Here is a 16795-nt window from a genome sequence, read left to right on the forward strand (position 1 = left end):
CGTTTTGGCGGGTGGCTGCGCGCCTTTTCCATGAGTGATTGCTCAGGATCCGCCAAAACCGTTTATGGGTCGTAGGTGGTCACGACTGCGAAGTGATCGGACCCGTGCAACTGACAAGCTTTCGCCGCCCAATCGGTCTGCGCCAGGTCGACGCCGGCGTTGCAACCAAGCGTCGGCGCTTTGAAATCGGCTTGATCGCCAGCCGGCACAGCCATGTGATCGATTGCAGCGTCGGCAAAAGCGGTGTCCTTGTAAGTGCGACCCAGCCCCTGTGAACGCGCTTGCACCGATGAGGGGTGTCGTCAGGATTGCGAAAGTATCGTCGAACCCGTCGCCGGCGACGCAGGCTGCGGCGGGAAAGGGCGCTTTCTTGCATTCAAACGGCTGGAGATTGCAGTCCGCGAAAGCGGACCCTGCTTTGCCCTGTTCAAGACTCGTATTGAAGTCGCCGGCGATGATCGTTGTGCGGCCTTCTGCGGTCGCTTTGTCGGCGACGACCTTCACCGCGGCGATCACGCGTTCTCGCTCGGCCGCGTTGCGTTTATCGGCATCTACTTGACGGGCAAAGCCTTGTGCTATCGCTGTGGTGAGCTTGGCTGGAACATCGATGGCCATATTTTCCAATGCCCGGTTTGCGTCCGTCGCGTCGGAGCATGCATTGTTGATATTGCTCTTCAGATTCACAGGAAAGATCGTAAGGCCGTTCGCCAGATCCACGCGCAGGGTACCGCGGTCGTTGCCTCCTGTTGGCTGGACCTGCGAAAGACCGCTCGAAGTTAGAAGTTCTTCCGCCACTTGCAGTCCGCCGAAGCTTCCAAAGACCTCATGCGTCCGCCCGTCGAGTTTCACATCGTACTCTGTGACGCGGATCATCGGAATCTTGGAGATAACCGCGACCTCCAGGCCCTCGTGGGCTGCTGTATTTGGAACCGATAGGTCGGATCCCGCCACGTGATAGTTTGACCGCCCTAAGTGATTGGCAACGATTTCGGCGCCAGTTCGCCCGATCACCTCGACCATTACGACCACATCGGGTGACAATTCAGCATCCAGGCCCGCGAAGTCAGCTTGCCGGCCAAGCATGGACTCCTCCAACCCAGGACCTATGTTCCAGGATACAATTGTGGTCGACTGTGCAAGACAACAGCCCGTCCACGCACAAAGCCAAGCGAAAGTCACAATTGCACGCATCAACGTCGTTCCTCTAGGTGCTCACCCTGCGGTGGGAGACCTCACACCGGCAAGTTGCGGTAAGCGTTCTTCATGGTTCGTCGCGGGAAAACGGCGAAGGACCCACGTGGGACCTGTCTTGTGTCGGCGGCAGTATCCTGGACAGTGCTGCTTCGGCGTTGCCGCTCTTTTCTGCTTCAAAAATGTAAGGGGCAACATCGCGCGTTTCCGCGGCCTGGGATGAAAACTTTAGATCCACCCAACGGCGAAAATTGAAAATGCCACCCGCAAGCTGGAGTGAATAGTCGAGCGACTGGGTCTCGGCGACGAATGGTTCTGTGGGTGCGCGATTCTTGAAATAATGTCTCAGCGCCTGTTCATCGTAAGGATTGATGGTGAACGGCAAAAGGCCATTCATTTCATCAAAAACAGGGCCTTCAGGCGGAATTCCCCGACCCCAATCGAGGGCACGCGCATGGCAGGCAAGGCATGCAGACTTGAAGTTGTCGACGGGTCCATTGAGGCGCCCAAACAGTCCAAGATGGTGCCGAGGCAGCGAGAAAAACCGGGCAGCTACCGTGGGATTGACCCAGCTCTCCTGCACGGTGCCTCCATCTTCCTGATACTTCTTGGCAGTCAGTTCAGGGTCGTTTCCCCACATCAGTCCCACGGGAACGAGCTTTGACCAGACATCGTCACCAGGTGCATAGGCGTCGTACATGAACGTGCCAAAAACCCAACCTGTCAGGGCGCCAGCCGCTGGATCCTTCACCGCAACATCCACCTGCAAAAGGCGCATTTCCTGCACGGAGCCGCCTTCACCAATGGCGGCGTTCCATATTTTCGACCCGGTTAGATATGGCACCCGCGAAACCGGCGCGGTGGTGAAGAGCAGCTTGATTGCAAATGTGTTGAGCGGGAACACCATGCCCTTGGTCTTCGGTCGCGCGGGGTCCCCCCAAACCTGACCGAGCCCATAGCATCCAACCCCGTTGTAGAACCCAATTGCCCAGTTTTCGGCGCGAGAGCGTTGATGCTCCGAGAGTTCGAAGAGGCGCGATCCTCGCTCGCGGGTCATACCGTGAATGCGCTCGCGAATGTCCTGAAACCACGGCGCGTGGCACCAACTTTGCGATCCTTTCTCGATCCTCCAGTCAATAGAGACATTATCCTTCAGCCCATAGGCAAGAAGAGTGCGAAGGTAACGCTCAGGCTGTACTCGAAAGTCGATCCCACGCCATGGAGTCTCCACGGCTGGGAGGGTCTTCGGAAAGGAAAAATTGGCAACGAACTCCTTCTCCCCGGCAGGCAGACCAGCAAGAGCCATAGTGCTTGAGCAGTTGAAGAGGATACTCGCCGCCGTATCGAGCGAGGCGTTCTCCGCAACGTCGCAGGCGGCGTGAGCCGGCCGAGGCGCAATAGCAAAGATGCCGAGCAACATCCAAATCAGCGTTATAGCATTTGCACAGACACGCATCCGCGTCCCCCATTGGTGTAGTCACCGGTCTGCCAGATTATGTTATACCTGCAGTGATCGTTATTTTAATACCGCAAGGTCCCTCAGTGTCGTCAGGCATAAGGTCTGGCAAACCGTTGCTTCGGGCGACGGTGTTCTACCTCAGGGGATCGCTCTCGCCTTCGACGATACCCCGTCCCACTGTCCATTTTCTGGGCGATCCGTGTTAGATAGACAGTACGGTCTCAATTGCATCAGCAACGATGTCGGCGTGATGTGGTTCATGGCCGTCGTGGAACACTATCTGCAACGAGCTTTCGATCCACCTTTCAGCTTCCGGGCAGTGTGTCTGCTTATAGTCAAAGACAGTCTCGGGGATATCCGGAAAGATTTGTCGCGCAACCAGCTCGGCCGGCCAGATTGGAGTTTCGTTGTTGGGTTGTCCGAAAGTGTCGAAAAAGTTTCGGTTCCTGAACACCCCAGTCCGATAAAGGGTCTCATCGCCGTAGGATTTACCGACGCCCATGCCGACCGAAGTCGCAGCGGCGCGCATTGCCTTCAGCACATCTTCCCGGCGCGCTACAAGATCCGGCTCCAAGCGAAACATTTGAAAGAAATAGCTGGAGATCGCTTTGCCGTGGTGTTGCTGCGGCCGCACACCGGGGATCTTTGACAGCCTCTCATCAAGCCGTTGGCCAACGGCTGTAAAGCGAGCCGCTACTTTAGCCAATTTGGGAAGCTGCGCCAGGAGCATGGCGAACTCCAGGTCGCTCATCCGGTAATTCACACCTGACCCGTTGTATATGTAGTGCTCGCTATTGGGATCCGTGACGCCGGTCCGGTTGCGGTGCTTGTCGGAGAAGTTGAGGCACCGCAGGAAATCATCCTCGCTCCTTACGAGGACAAAGCCGCCCTCGCCACACGTGATGTGTTTTTGGGAGTTGAGGCTGAAGCAGCCAGCATCGCCTCGCGTTCCCGCGGGACGTCCTTTATAGCTGGCCCCCTGAGCCTGCGCAGCATCTTCGATCACTTTGATATTGTGTTGCCGACAGAAATCAAGAATCGGATCCATATCTGCAGGCGAGCCCCCCAGGTGCACGACAATGACCGCCGAAGTGCGACTGGTAGCGACGCGCGCGATCGTTTCGGCCGTCAGCAATCCGGTATTCGGATCAAGATCGGCGAACACGGGAATCGCGTTCTGAAAGATCACCGGCATGACAGTTCCCATGTCGGTGATTGGTGGAACGATAACCTCCGTTCCGGCGGGAATTTGGAGGCCGCCAAGCGCGACGTGGATGGCGGCGGTGCCAGATCCCGCCGGGACGGCGCGGAGACGCTCGCCGCTCGTGTCGCTATAGTAGTTTTCCAAAGCCTCACGGGCCTCGTTCCAGAAATTCCGCTTTGGATCGCCGCTGCTGGTATAGGGCCATAGTTCCTGCCCTGCCAACGCGGCGTCAAGCAGTTGCCGCTCGGCACTGTCAAATCTGCGTCGCTCAGGTGCGGTCACAGGCTGTCCTTTCTGGTCGCGGGTTGTCGTGCGCGACATGCGTCGATTTCTTCACGCCCGAGGCGATCGCGACGTTCGGGCAGTTTGTTTGTCCACCCAGGCAACAAGGCCTCCTAGCTGAACGCGATTGAAGCTTTCTTCGAGTAAATGCGCTTCAGGAAAAAAAGGATAGTGGGCGCTGGGGCTCTTCAGGCCGTCGGGGACGAATTCACGACGATTTCACGCAACGGCGGTAGGACGCCAGACCGCGTCGCTAGCGGATGGGCCAGCTACGCTTCCAGCCAGTCATCGGCCCGGCCCGCAGCCTTCTTTTCTATTGCTGCCATGATCGGCAGCCGCCGCAGCGTGTTGACCGGATAGGCCGGATCAAGCAGCGCCGCTGGAGCAAAGTCGGGCTCCTGCTCTCGCAGAGCCTTAACAGCTTGGCGAAGCTGGGGCACTTCAACGCGGCGCAGCTGCAAGGCCACCTCATAACGCCGTGTCGAGACAAAATCCGGGCGGAAGCGAAGCGCCGTTCTGGCGTGCAGCAGCGCCTGATCGTAGTCAGCCAGAGCGGTTGCGGCCATGCAAGCGAAATGCTCGAAATAGAACTGATAGGGACTGTGCTTTGTAAGTTCCAGAGCACGCCGGGCTGTGTGGTATCCTTCTTCCAACTTGCCGTTTGTGCTCAGGGCGTTGGAGAGCAGCGCCCATCCCAACGGGTCCGTCGGATCGCGCTCGACGCCGCGCTGCGCCATCACGAGCGGGGTCCGCAGATTGCCTTGGTGAATATATTCAATCTGCGAACTGATTGTCTGGACAACGGCATCGTCGGGCGAGTGGCGGAGCGCCTCCGCAGCGAGCTCGGTGACCGGCGCAACGTTGTCCAGGAATGACATCGTTCGATGTTGAAAGAATGCGGCATTGCGCAAGAAGCCCCGCCACACCAGGTACCGGCCGCGCGGCTCTATCTCAAAGGCGCGCTTGAACAGGCTGTCAGCAGCAACGAGGCTTTTCTTGTCAAGACGAAAAAACAGGTTCCGCGCCTGGTGCGCCAGGACAGATGCGCAAGCATCCGCTCCATCAATCGATGCCGATTCGGCAAAAGCTTCGCAAACCCGTTCGACTGTGTTGAGCGCAAGCCTATCCAAGTCGACCGACTCGTGCATCGCGCCGATGGCGCCAGGTACGCTTGCATTGTCGGACCACAGCCGTCTTCCATTCTGAATTTCGCAGGACAGGAAAACGTCACCACCAACCGCAACGGAAAGCACCCGGATCAAGAGCATCGCCTGCGGTTGGCCTGCGGGTGCATCGAGATCATCCGCGCCGCCGTCCCCGTCCGCACTCATGATCTCCAAATCGTCCATCTGCCGCAATGCGCTCAGAATCCGATTCTGCAACAATCGTGCGCCGACATCGGCCGCTGGCGCTCCTCGTGCATCGCTACGCACCAGCACGATGCGTCTTCGGCGCGGCGCTGCCCTACGCTGCTGCATCCATCTCTCGAGGACATGGCTGCGCACGTCGCGGATAACATGTTCGAATTCATGGTCGTGCACGTCGACGTCTTCAAAGGCCTCGACCGTGCCTGCCCGCCTCATGTCGGCAGACGCTTCATACACGACCTTGAAGCTCGCTGGGTCTAGAGTAACGGCATGGCGCGAGGCCACCAGCAGTTGGCCGTGCGGCCCCAACGCGCGGCGTATCTCACTAAGGGCCGCCCGCAAACTGCCTGCCGCTTGTTCCGCGGCCCGGTCGCTCCACAGGCGCTGCTGCAGCCATGCCCGCGTGCGGGTGTGACCAGGCGCGACGGCCAAAAGAGCAATCGCGCCGCGCGCCTTGCCACCTTGTGGCGCGAAATCACGCCCCCCCTCATCGGTGAGGGTAAGCCTGCCGAGAGCATTTAGCTTTAGCATGTCCGCCCTGCAGAAGTATTCTGTGCCCCATATTTACTTACTGCAATTTTCTGCGTCCCGCTATCCATTAGAAGAAGCAAATGTTCATGCGTCCTTGCTGATCCTCGTGGGGAAAAGCAAAATCCTGCTGCTGAAGGGAGCGAAGTCCGTTCGGCAAGAGTTGCTGGGTAAGCGTGAGCTGACACACGCACAATAGCGGCTCCATTCACCCCTTAAGCTCGCATCGATGTATTTCACGGTGTTTTCACGCCCGCGATTTTTTTCCTGATCTAGGATTGCGAGCATCTCGAACGAACAATTTTGCAAAGCCGATTTGGTGAGATCGTTCGAACGATTGAATTGCCCATCGAAGGAGGATGCGTTGGATACCCAGGCACCGAAAACAAAGGTCAGATCGAATACCGGCTCGCACCGGGCAACCAGCGCGGCATCCGCCGATCCGCTGGGCATCATTGTCGACCTCTTGCCACCGGGTTTCCCGACGCGGCCTGGCACACGGATACGGCCGACCACTATTACCATTCACAACACCGACAACCCCGGTCCGGGCGCCGATGCCGACGCGCACAATCGATACATTCGCGGCAGCGACGCAGTCGCGCGCAAGGTATCGTGGCACTTCACGGTGGACGACAACGAGATCTACCAGCATCTCCCGGTCAACGAGATGGGCTGGCACGCCCATGCTGCCGCCAATGCATCCAGCATTGGCATCGAGATCTGCATGCATCGCGGCATGAATGAAGCAGCCGCATACGACCGGGCGGCACGGCTTTGCGTGTTTCTGGGCATGCAGCTCGGCATCACCGTGCCCGAGGGCCTGCGCCAGCATCATGACTGGACCGGCAAAAACTGCCCCAGCGTCCTGCGCGGGCGGCCAAATGGCTGGCAAACGTTCCTCGACCGCGTCGCCTTCTACAGCAGGGGATCGCGCAGGCGCGCAATGCCCGACGTCACCTTTGTCGCAGCGGCAAAGGCGGGAGCCGCGAGCAAGCTAGCTCCAGAGGCCATGGACGACGCGCTCAGGTCCATCGATCATCACTTTGCAGCGCATGCCGACGCCGGCACCGCTGCCGAGCAGGCCCTGCCGATCCCGACCGGGGACCCGATTGCGTTCGCCGCGTCCACAGCAAGCACAGTCTATTGGCCTGTTGTGACGCGCCATCCGCGCGCCTTGGAAGTCAACACGCGACTGGTCGGCGGAGGCGCTTCGGGTGCCAACGCCTCACGTCGCTTCCTTGCCGATCGAAGCGGCGGCGCCCGCTATCACTGCGCGATCGATCTCTATTGTTCCGAAGGAGACGCGATCGTCGCCGTTGAAGACGGCAGAATCGCAAATTTCTACCCCTTCTATGAAAACACCAACGCGCTCCTGGTGCAGCACGATGGATATGTGGTCAACTACGGCGAAGTCTCGCCCAACTCGCTCGCATCGCTCGGCCTGAGCGTCGGCGACCGGGTGAACGCCGGGCAGCGGATCGGCACTGTCGGCCGATTGAACATGCTGCATTTTGAAACTTATTCGAGCGGCACGACCAAAAACTATTCCTGGCCGAAGGCCAACCCCCGCCCGAGCCGGCTGCGCAATCCAAGCCAGCTTCTTCTTGACCTCGCTGTATCTGCCGTGCGGCTCGATGCCGATCATGCCACGACTGCCCTCAATGTTGCAAGATCGGACCGCATGCAGACTGTCAGCGCGCCCTCGATTGCTTTCGCGCCGACGGCCGTCCCGCCAATGGATGAGAAGGATTGGCATCCTTTCGGCAACGGAACAAGGGAATGGCGGTACGACGCGCGTGGCCTTGCCACCCGCGAGAACGGCACCGTCGAGCAACAGCGTTCGGAGCAAAGTCTCGATACGATAAGGAAGATCATGCAATACATGGGCTCGGAGCTGCTTGCCGCGAGCGCCAAACACGGCATACCGCCGGCGCTGCTCTTGATGACGGTGGCGACCGAGACGCACATCTACAAAGCCGACAAGTTCACAGGCCCGAAGACATTTCGCTGGGAGGCGCATGTCGAGAACGATGACGTCAATCCGCCGACGCTTGGGGACTATTCGGCGGGCCCCGTGCAATCGCTCGGCACGACGGCGCGCTGGGTCATCCGCTCGAAAGGCACGGCGTTCGGCCTCAACTACGATCCTTTTGCGGTCGCACCGGTGTATCCGGCCAAACCCCACCCCAAACCGGACAGTCATCCGCTGTATGACTTTGCGACCAATCTTGATCTTGGCGCTGCAGAAATACGGATCCGGCTCGACAAGAGCGGCATTGATCCGATCTTCGTGGCAGCCGCGTTCAACGCCGGCGGACTTTACAGCAGCGCGCATAGTCCGTGGGGTCTGCGCACTTATGGCGATCATCTCGACCGGGCGGCAAAATGGTACGGCGATGCCTGCGCGCTTTTGATTGAAATCGGGATTGTCTAGCCGGCGGGTTCGACAGACGGCAGCAAGGAGGCAGCTATGAACAGGAGCGTCGGCATCGCTATCGTTTTCTTTTGCGGAGCCGCAGCGGCCGGATCGACGGCCGACCTGCAGCGATACAGTGGGATTTGCGAGCCCTCCGGCGGAGCGTTTATCGGCCCATCAAGGTTCGCCGTCGCAAGCGACGAGTCGAATGTGATCCGGATTTATGAGCGCGGATCACCCACCATCTCTGCTTCCGTGGATCTTACGACATTCACCGGGTACGAGAAGTCTGATCTCGAGGGCGCCACTGCGAGAGGCGACACGGTCTATTGGACTGCCTCCCAGTCCAATAGCTCGGGCGGTAGCGACAAAAAGAGAAAGGTGATCTTCGCGACCCGGATTGTGCAGGGCAACGGCGGCACGACGCTCGAACCGACGGGGGTCTTGCGCGAGGATCTGAAGCCGCAGCTGGTGAAGCTTTCAGGATCATCCGACGGTCGCATCAACATCGAGGGTCTCGCCGCCGCACCCGATGGAGGCTTGCTGTTCGGGTTTCGTAATCTCGTCGACGGCAAGGCGGCGGTTGTGAAGCTGAAGAACGCCGACCTGGTGCTCGCCGCGAAAGACAGTCTGGCTGAATTCGGCGATACGGCGATGCTCGACCTGGATGGGCGCGGCATTCGCAGCCTGGAACGGGTTGGGGATCGCTATTTGATCGTTGCTGGCAAGGCCAGTGACGCGGCAGCCGTCGATTACGCGCTCTACTGGTGGGATGGGGAGCCCGAGCACAAAGCGGTGGCTTGGGAGACACAACCGAATCTCTCCGGTCTTGATCCGGAAGTTGCCATGGTGCTCCAGGACGGACGCGCGCTCCAGATTATCAGTGACGATGGAGACCGTTGTGCGGAAGTCGAGGAGGAGGATCCCCCTTCAGATCAGCGCGGCTTCTCCAGCATTGACGTTCCCCTCTGAGCGGCAGCGAGAACTACGAACTCGGATCGTGGCGATCAACGAGATGCGGCTGCGGGGCCTAGCCGCCGAGTACCGTGAGCTGACAGCAAATGAAAAGCGGCAGGTGTGTCGTCAGCGTCTCACCGCCAATCGCAGAAACACTTACGATGTAACCTGGAGCTAAGGGTATGAACTCTCCGATGACTGCATTCTTCGGCAGTGTTATCGCAGTACTTCTTCTGTGCCTGTTTTCGTTTTCGACGTTTTATGTGATTTCGTTGGTCGTCGAAAATTGTCGGTCCATGCCGGTATGCGAGCCGGCATCTCCGTTATTTGGAGACGGCTTCAAGTATGTCGTCACCACCGTAGGCGGCTTGGTCTCTGCATTGGTCATTGCCCACCTGACGGTTACCGAACCAGGAAATGCGCCCACCGTTGGTTCCTTCGCGCCGGAATCCAAAGCCGCCGTCTACGCGACCAACACCGTTGTTGTGCTCTACCTTCTGGCATGGATCGCAACCGGCTTGGCCGCACTCGTTGTCGGCGTTATGCTCTACCCAAAGGCCAGTTCGACCCTTTCCGATATCGGCTCCACCTGGCTTGGCCTGGCAGTATCAGCGGCGTACGCATATTTCGGCATCAGGCCTTCATCCGATAGACGGGTAGGCGGCGGTCCTGCGACATTTACCACTGGCGACCTATCGCAGGGTCAAAAGGTCCCCAACGCATCGGAGTTGGTGACCTGCGGCCCGATCACTAAAAAAATTACACGCACCGATCCCGAATTCGCCGGTCTTGTCACGAATACAAACGCCAAGATCGTATTCAAGGACGAGGAAAACACCGGCGCGGATCGCATGATGACGCCCCGCCTCAAGAGCAAACTGGATTCCCTTGCCAATGTGGTTGCGTCGGAATGGCCCGGCGCCAAGCTGCGGGTTACGGAGGCTTGGGATGAGGACAATGAACATGCCGACGCCTCGCTCCATTACGAAGGCAGGGCCGCCGACCTCACGACCAATCCGGTCGACGGTGCAAAGCTCGGCAGGCTAGCTCGCCTGGCGGTGGATGCGGGTTGCGACTGGGTTTTCTTTGAGGACTCGTCCCACATACACGTCTCGGTGAAAGCTGGATAGGCAAACAAGAAGGTCAACTGCAGCGGCAGGTGTTTCTCGTCACCGCGACACACGTAAGTTATTTCTGGCAGCACAGATCAGCTTGATCGAACTGCCAAAGGTCTTGTGTTGAGTCGCATAGATACTGTTTTTTATCATAATATACTGTTGTATCATACAAACAAGTATGACATATATTATAATTTCTAACTGCCGTAATGTGTAAGATGCGTAAAACTGACGTCAAGCGCATGCACCGAACGTATTGGAGGATAGGTCGATGGCACGTTCACACGCGAAGACTACGGCGTCCAAACAAGCTGGTAACGCCAATCCGTTCAAACTGACGAGAACGAAAAAGGCGCAAGTCAAAGACGCCCACATTATTAGAGAGGGTGTGCGTTGCGACACGGAAAAGAGGGGGCACACAACGCCACACGGACGCACGCCGCTAGAAATTGTGGTCGATGCGTCCGAGGGCTTTATTCCGCTGTGGGCCAAGGGCACCACACTGCGCTGGCGTTTCCGTGACAATTCCTTCGCAGTGTTTGAAAATCAGGCCGCGGCGAAAGCGGCTGTAGAAGAACTGCTCGGCCAAGCCATCTTAAAGTGGGGCGACTCGGCTCCCGTCAAATTTGCCAAGCGCGACGATTCCTGGGACTTCGAAGTCGTCATGAGATCGACGGACGATTGCGATGACAATGGGTGCGTGCTGGCCAGTGCGTTTTTCCCAGACGCAGGGCGTCACAAGCTAACGCTTTATCCGCGTATGTTCGAACAGCCTTCGGAAGAACAGGTCGAAACGCTTATCCATGAGATCGGCCACATATTTGGCTTGAGACATTTTTTTGCATTGATCAGCGAAACCGACTGGCCTGCCGAGATTTTCGGGGAGCATAAGAAATTCAGCATAATGAATTACGGCAACGACAGTAAGCTAACCTCCCAGGACACATTCGATCTCAAGCGCCTTTATCAGATGGTGTGGAACGGCGTGTTGACGGAGATCAATGGGACACCGATCAGAATTGTAAAGCCATTTCATGCGAGCGGCGCGGCCACCGAAAGCGCGCTGGCGCTTGCGGCAACGCGGACCGTTGTCGCGCCATTGCCCGGGGCTTGAGATTCGCGACAGCGGAGCGGGTTTCGCCAGTGCAGACCCAAACCGTCGGCAAACCACCCATATTCTGAACTCAGATAGTTCTGCACTGGAAATTGACGCAAGAGGCATCGAATCGGTCATGACTTCCTTTGCATCGCAAAATCAGCTGCGCGAATTCCTCACGAAGACGACGGCGTCCAAAACGATCGAAGAAATGATGCCCGGTGCTTCTGGGCCGGAAAGCGCGGGGGCGGCTGAAACTCTGACCCGCACCACACTTCAGAAGCTGGACCGTGGCGAAATGCTCGATCCCCGTGAACGCTACCATCTTGAAGCGGTCATCTTGCCGGCGAAGCGACCCGCCATTGACATTGTGGGCGGCGACTTCAGCACACGACACCCCGATTGGCTGCATCTGAACAAGCCGGAACTCCGCGACCGACTGAAGGCGAAGTTCCCCGGCATCGGCCGGATTGAACTGCCAAATCACCCCACGCTGCCTTATGGCGGCACCGGCTTCGTGGTCGGACCCCGACTGCTCATGACCAACCGGCATGTCGCGGAGACATTCGCGGAGGGCCTCGGGACGTCGGGTCTGAATTTCATTCAGGGGCTCGAAGCAGGCATCGATTTCCTGAAGGAGCGCGGTCTCCCAGCGACGGCCTATCTGCAGGTGTTGCGGGTTGCTATGATCCACCCCCATTGGGACATGGCCCTCCTTGAGGTCGAAGGTCTACCCGCGATCCGCCAGCATCTGCGTCTCTCAACCCTCGATCCCGGCGCGATGACGGGCAAGGAAGTCGCCGTGATCGGCTATCCGACCTTCGACATTCGCAACCCCGCCGACATCCAGAACGATGTGTTCGCGGGGGTCTACGGCATCAAGCGCCTTCAACCCGGAAAGATACGCGAGATCGCAGCCGTCGACACCTACTACAACCGCGTCGTCGATGCTGCCCTCCATGACAGTTCCACGCTCGGCGGCAATTCGGGGTCGTGCGTGCTCGATCTTGAGACCGGCGATGTGCTCGGTCTCCACTTCGGTGGGCGTTACGCCGTCGCAAACTATTGCGTTCCCGCGGGCGCCCTGGCCGCCGACGGGCGCGTCATCGACACGGGCGTGACCTTCGCAGGCCCGGTCACGCGCAGGGCGACCGCATGGGACGACGCCTGGCGCCAAGTGTCCACCGGCTCGGCTCGGCCCGAGCCCGTCGACATCACGACTGGGCCTATCACCGCGGACGCATCCCCATCATCTGGCTCAGGAGGACGTGCAATGGCCGCGAATGGCGAAGAAACGCGCATCACCATACCGCTCGAAATCACGGTCCGCCTCGGCCAGGCGCAACTCGGTGCCGCGTCCGTGACCACGCAACAATCCAACGCTACCGCGACGGTTATCGTCGAGCGCGCCGTCGAGCCGGTGCACGAGACCGACTATTCGACACGCAAAGGCTATAATCCGACATTCCTTGGGGTCTCCGTCCCCATGCCGAAGCCGCGACGCCCGAACGAACTGGTCCGCATGGCGGATGGCAGCCACGAAATCTCCTACCATCACTTCTCAGTGGTTATGCACAAGGCGCGACGGCTGGCCCTTTTCGCGGCGGCAAATGTCAGCGCCGATCCCGCCAGGAAGAGGCCGGGCAATCGGCCACAAGCGGACTATGGCCGCAAGGGCCTCGGCGGCATGGGCAAGGACGATAGCGAGAAATGGTTCGGCGATGGGCGAATCCTCGACACCGAGCAATTGCCGGACAAGTTCTACAACAAGGACCGCAAGGCCTTCGACAAGGGTCATATCGTGCGGCGGGAGGACGTCGCCTGGGGCGACACCTACGCCGAGATGCAGAACGCCAATGGCGACACGTTTCATGTCACCAACTGCTCCCCGCAGACAGCCCGTTTCAATCGGCCCGACGAGGAGGCCGACAATTGGGGCGCGCTTGAGAACCTGGTGCTGAAGAGCGCGCGAACCGAGAACCTGGCGGTCTTCGGCGGACCTGTTCTCGCCGGGGACGATCCGATCTTTCGCGGCGTCGACACGGAGGGCGAGATCGCGATCAAGATCCCTCGAAAGTTCTGGAAGCTGATTGTCGCCAGCACCGAGGGCCGGCTGCAGAGCTACGGCTTCACACTGGAACAGGACCTGTCGGGCGTCGACACCGAGTTGGTGGTGCCCGACAAGTGGGTCAAGTACATGCGCCCGATCGCCGAAATCGAGCAACTCGCAGGCGTCGATTTCGCCCGCAAGATCCGTGATGCGGACCAGTTCACCACCGCCGAGGGCGCCGGCATCATGGCGTCGGCCGGGGTCGCCGCCGGGCTGGCGGCCGGCGAAGGTCCGGCCGCGCCGCCTCCGCCGGCCGGCGCCGACATCGCCGATATTGTGGCCTTCTGGGGCGACGTGCAGAAAAGCCAAAAGCCCTCCGCCGACGATATTCGGCTCGTCGTCACCCTGTCGACCCCGATGACCGACAGCACTATTCGCGCTGAGGTCAGCCGAGCGCTCAACCTCGATGTCGAGGTCGGGCCGCTGTTCGATGCCGATCCTCAGCTCGACCGTTTCCGTCTCATCACCATCCCAGGCGTGGTCGCCACTGATCGCTCGGACCTGTTCGACGTCGCTCGCCACCTCAACCATCTGCTCGGCAGCGAAACGGTGGAGCCGGACCTGTCGACCAACTATTTCGCCGTCGGCGCGGCGCCGCCGGCGGACGGCACCGCCGAGAGCGCGAATTTTGCCTTCTGGTGTTGGGTGGACGAGAAGGACGACGCTCCGCTGGACCCGGACTGGGCAATCAACAAGACCAATGTTCGCCAGGCCTGGGCATTCTCGCAGGCGCAGGGGCGCCCGCGCGGCGGCAAGGGCATCCTCGTGTTCCAGCCGGACACCGGTGTGGTGCCAACCCACACCGAAATGCCCACGAAAGTCGACAAGGACAAGCGCTCGGCCAATTTCATCGAGCCCGGCAAACCGCCCGTCGATCCGATGAAGGGCTCTGGCAACATTGGCCACGGCACCTCGACTGGCAGCGTGGTTGCCAGTCCCGAGGCTGGCGCGATGAGCGGCAGCGCGCCGGAGGCCACCCTGATACCGATCCGCGCCATCACCTCCGTCGTCGTTATCGACCAGAGCCGCGTGGCCCAGGCGATCAACCATGCCAGGCTGCAGGGCGCGCATGTGATCACCATGAGCCTGGGCGGGCTTTTTGGTTCGGCATTGCAAGCCGCGGTCCGTAAGGCGGTGGACGCCAACATCATCGTCCTCGCAGCAGCCGGCAACTGCGTCGGGACGGTCGTCTGGCCGGCGCGCTATGACGAGGTCGTGGCGGTTGGCGGCATCAATGAGAAGATGCTGCCCTGGAAAGGCTCGAGCCACGGCCAGGCCGTGGATATCTCCGGCCCAGCAGAACTTGTGCTGCGCGCTGACGCGCGCGATCCGACCAATGCCGGCAAGGTGGGCGGCGGCGAGGGAACATCGTACGCGGTCGCTCACCTGGCTGGCGTCGCCGCGTGCTGGCTTGCCCACCATGGGCGCAACCAGCTTGTTCAGAACCTCAGGCCCGGAACGAAGTTGCAGTCTGTGTTCAAGGCGACAGTGCAACGAAGCGCCCACGTACCACCCGGCTTCGACACGGACGAGTATGGGGCAGGGATCGTCAACGCCGAAGCGCTGCTGCGCCGCGCGCCCGACTTCGCGGGGGCACCCGAAGCGGCCGGTGCTCGCTCGACGACGGATCAGGTGCGGGATCTGCTGGCGGAGACCGGAGCCTTCAGCCAGCTCGAGGCGGTGGCCCCGCTGTTTAGCGACAATCAGGGCTTGCTGGAGCTTGCCTGCATGGGGCTCGACCGTGCCCGCATGGCGCGTGCCCGCGAGGGCAGTCTGGAAGCCATGCCACCGGCGCGGATCTCCAGGGGCTTGCGGACACAATTGGGGCCGTCTCTGACACGCACCACCGCCACGGGAGGGCGGCCATGAGCGATATCGACACGCTGCGGCTTGAGCATACAGCGAGCCGCGTACACAAGATCCTTGGGCGCGCCCCGGGCCAGCTTGAGGCAGGCGGTGTGGCGAAACCGATGGGTAGTCTCGAAAGCACTGGCGCGGAGTCGGGTGGCGCGTCCAGCGGCGGTCCCGCTGACCGCGACGTCCTAGCCATCGCCAGGCGACTGATGGCCTCGCGTGTCCAGGAAGGCCGACCTATCGGCCCCGCGGAGGCGGAAGGGATCGCCCGTACCATCGTCGCCAGCGCCAACCGGGCGCTTCTGAAACTCGACGTAGCGTCCAACGGAGCACTCAACCAAGCCGAGGCGATCGCTCTGGAGGCGGTGGTCCATGTGCGCGGCCGCCCTGCGGTCAGGGTGCTGTCGGAGGGGTTGGAGGACATTGGCGTCTACCCGGAGGCCGGTCTGTGGAAACTGCTCGCCGATGAGCACTTCAAGAACCTTTGGACGGTCACGTCGGCAACCGCTGCAGTGCGGGTCACCGACCGGCTCATTGCCAACCGGCCTCCCTGGGTCCAGGGAACGGCATTCCTGATCGGCCCTGATCTGGCGCTGACCAACCGCCACGTCCTGTTCCCGCCTGACGGTGGCGTACGCATCGCGCGGCGTTTCCCTGGCACGAACAAGGCCCGCATGAAGGGTGACTACGAGGTGCTGCTCGACTTCGCCTTCGACAACGGTGCGGCAAGGCAGATCCTCTACCGGATAATGGACGTGCCGTTTGTGGCCTCCGATTCCGATCCTGTCGACGCCGCGCTGCTGCGCGTCGAATGTGTGCATGGCGCCGGCCCGTCTCCCCTTGCCGTATCACGCGCCGATGTGTTCGACATCGACCGACTATATATCGTCGGCCACCCCGGCTATCTGGAGAGCGTGCCCGACGACATCATGGCGGTATTCGGCCGCCCGGACGAGCGTAAGCGCGTGAGTTTCGGCGAGTTGATGGACCCGGTAGCCCCGGAACAGACGCACATCGTCCACGACGCCTCCACGGTCGGCGGCTATTCGGGGGCCGCCGTCGTCGGCTTTGCCGCGCCGGACGTCCGCGCGCTGCACTACTGGGGAGACTCCAAGTCCGGCAACCGCGCCATCCCGGCGGATGACATCGTGAACCACCCCGAACTGGGCAATCTGCTGCCGCGGCCATGAAAAGCCAGCGTCTTGCCCCG

Annotated in this window: 11 protein-coding genes; 7 read left to right on the plus strand and 4 right to left on the minus strand. The window is 60.3% G+C overall.

Translation table 11 applies throughout. The annotated features are described in order from the left end of the window. Positions 1-42: 42 nt before the first annotated feature. From NKJ78_RS17935 to NKJ78_RS17950, 4 genes are all read right to left on the minus strand, one after another. Positions 43-1083, minus strand: a complete 1041-nt coding sequence (locus NKJ78_RS17935) for a hypothetical protein (RefSeq protein ID WP_352562549.1) — start codon at positions 1081-1083, stop codon at positions 43-45. 178 nt (positions 1084-1261) lie between these two features. Further along, positions 1262-2611, minus strand: a complete 1350-nt coding sequence (locus NKJ78_RS17940) for a hypothetical protein (RefSeq protein WP_352562550.1) — start codon at positions 2609-2611, stop codon at positions 1262-1264. 241 nt (positions 2612-2852) lie between these two features. Then, a complete protein-coding gene (locus NKJ78_RS17945; RefSeq protein WP_023827285.1) occupies positions 2853-4175 on the minus strand; it encodes a DegT/DnrJ/EryC1/StrS family aminotransferase in 1323 nt (440 codons plus the stop codon). 230 nt (positions 4176-4405) lie between these two features. Then, positions 4406-6034, minus strand: a complete 1629-nt coding sequence (locus tag NKJ78_RS17950) for an AfsR/SARP family transcriptional regulator (RefSeq protein WP_352562551.1) — start codon at positions 6032-6034, stop codon at positions 4406-4408. Between NKJ78_RS17950 and NKJ78_RS17955 the strand changes: the two genes are divergently transcribed. The 7 genes from NKJ78_RS17955 (at position 6033) to NKJ78_RS17985 (ending at position 16775) form a co-directional block, all read left to right on the plus strand. After that, complete coding sequence (locus tag NKJ78_RS17955) at positions 6033-6230, plus strand: hypothetical protein (protein ID WP_155924196.1); 198 nt, start codon at positions 6033-6035, stop codon at positions 6228-6230. The genes NKJ78_RS17950 and NKJ78_RS17955 overlap by 2 nt on opposite strands. Before the next feature lie 165 nt (positions 6231-6395). Continuing rightward, positions 6396-8468, plus strand: coding sequence for an N-acetylmuramoyl-L-alanine amidase (locus tag NKJ78_RS17960; protein ID WP_050588652.1), 2073 nt, complete (start codon positions 6396-6398; stop codon positions 8466-8468). A gap of 36 nt (positions 8469-8504) precedes the next feature. Further along, positions 8505-9422, plus strand: a complete 918-nt coding sequence (locus NKJ78_RS17965) for a DUF3616 domain-containing protein (RefSeq protein WP_023669242.1) — start codon at positions 8505-8507, stop codon at positions 9420-9422. A gap of 179 nt (positions 9423-9601) precedes the next feature. Beyond that, positions 9602-10537, plus strand: coding sequence for a hypothetical protein (locus tag NKJ78_RS17970; RefSeq protein ID WP_196814844.1), 936 nt, complete (start codon positions 9602-9604; stop codon positions 10535-10537). Positions 10538-10796: 259 nt separating this feature from the next. Next, positions 10797-11639: a matrixin family metalloprotease gene (locus NKJ78_RS17975; protein ID WP_352562552.1), complete on the plus strand. Its 843-nt coding sequence runs from the start codon at positions 10797-10799 to the stop codon at positions 11637-11639. Positions 11640-11757: 118 nt separating this feature from the next. Further along, complete coding sequence (locus NKJ78_RS17980) at positions 11758-15600, plus strand: DNA/RNA non-specific endonuclease (RefSeq protein ID WP_352562553.1); 3843 nt, start codon at positions 11758-11760, stop codon at positions 15598-15600. Beyond that, complete coding sequence (locus NKJ78_RS17985; RefSeq protein ID WP_023672411.1) at positions 15597-16775, plus strand: trypsin-like serine peptidase; 1179 nt, start codon at positions 15597-15599, stop codon at positions 16773-16775. The genes NKJ78_RS17980 and NKJ78_RS17985 overlap by 4 nt, the downstream gene beginning before the upstream one ends. Positions 16776-16795: the final 20 nt, after the last annotated feature.

The sequence above is a fragment of the Mesorhizobium sp. M0037 genome (genome assembly GCF_040323635.1).
Taxonomy (GTDB): domain Bacteria; phylum Pseudomonadota; class Alphaproteobacteria; order Rhizobiales; family Rhizobiaceae; genus Mesorhizobium.

Excerpts from the sequence above, each read along its gene's own strand:
- NKJ78_RS17965 (WP_023669242.1), top strand. The coding sequence starts at position 8,505 with ATGAACAGGAGCGTCGGCATCGCTATCGTTTTCTTTTGCGGAGCCGCA.
- NKJ78_RS17985 (WP_023672411.1), top strand. The coding sequence starts at position 15,597 with ATGAGCGATATCGACACGCTGCGGCTTGAGCATACAGCGAGCCGCGTA.
- NKJ78_RS17935 (WP_352562549.1), bottom strand. The coding sequence starts at position 1,083 with ATGCTTGGCCGGCAAGCTGACTTCGCGGGCCTGGATGCTGAATTGTCA.
- NKJ78_RS17950 (WP_352562551.1), bottom strand. The coding sequence starts at position 6,034 with ATGCTAAAGCTAAATGCTCTCGGCAGGCTTACCCTCACCGATGAGGGG.
- NKJ78_RS17945 (WP_023827285.1), bottom strand. The coding sequence starts at position 4,175 with ATGTCGCGCACGACAACCCGCGACCAGAAAGGACAGCCTGTGACCGCA.
- NKJ78_RS17940 (WP_352562550.1), bottom strand. The coding sequence starts at position 2,611 with ATGTTGCTCGGCATCTTTGCTATTGCGCCTCGGCCGGCTCACGCCGCC.
- NKJ78_RS17970 (WP_196814844.1), top strand. The coding sequence starts at position 9,602 with ATGACTGCATTCTTCGGCAGTGTTATCGCAGTACTTCTTCTGTGCCTG.
- NKJ78_RS17980 (WP_352562553.1), top strand. The coding sequence starts at position 11,758 with ATGACTTCCTTTGCATCGCAAAATCAGCTGCGCGAATTCCTCACGAAG.
- NKJ78_RS17955 (WP_155924196.1), top strand. The coding sequence starts at position 6,033 with ATGTCCGCCCTGCAGAAGTATTCTGTGCCCCATATTTACTTACTGCAA.
- NKJ78_RS17975 (WP_352562552.1), top strand. The coding sequence starts at position 10,797 with ATGGCACGTTCACACGCGAAGACTACGGCGTCCAAACAAGCTGGTAAC.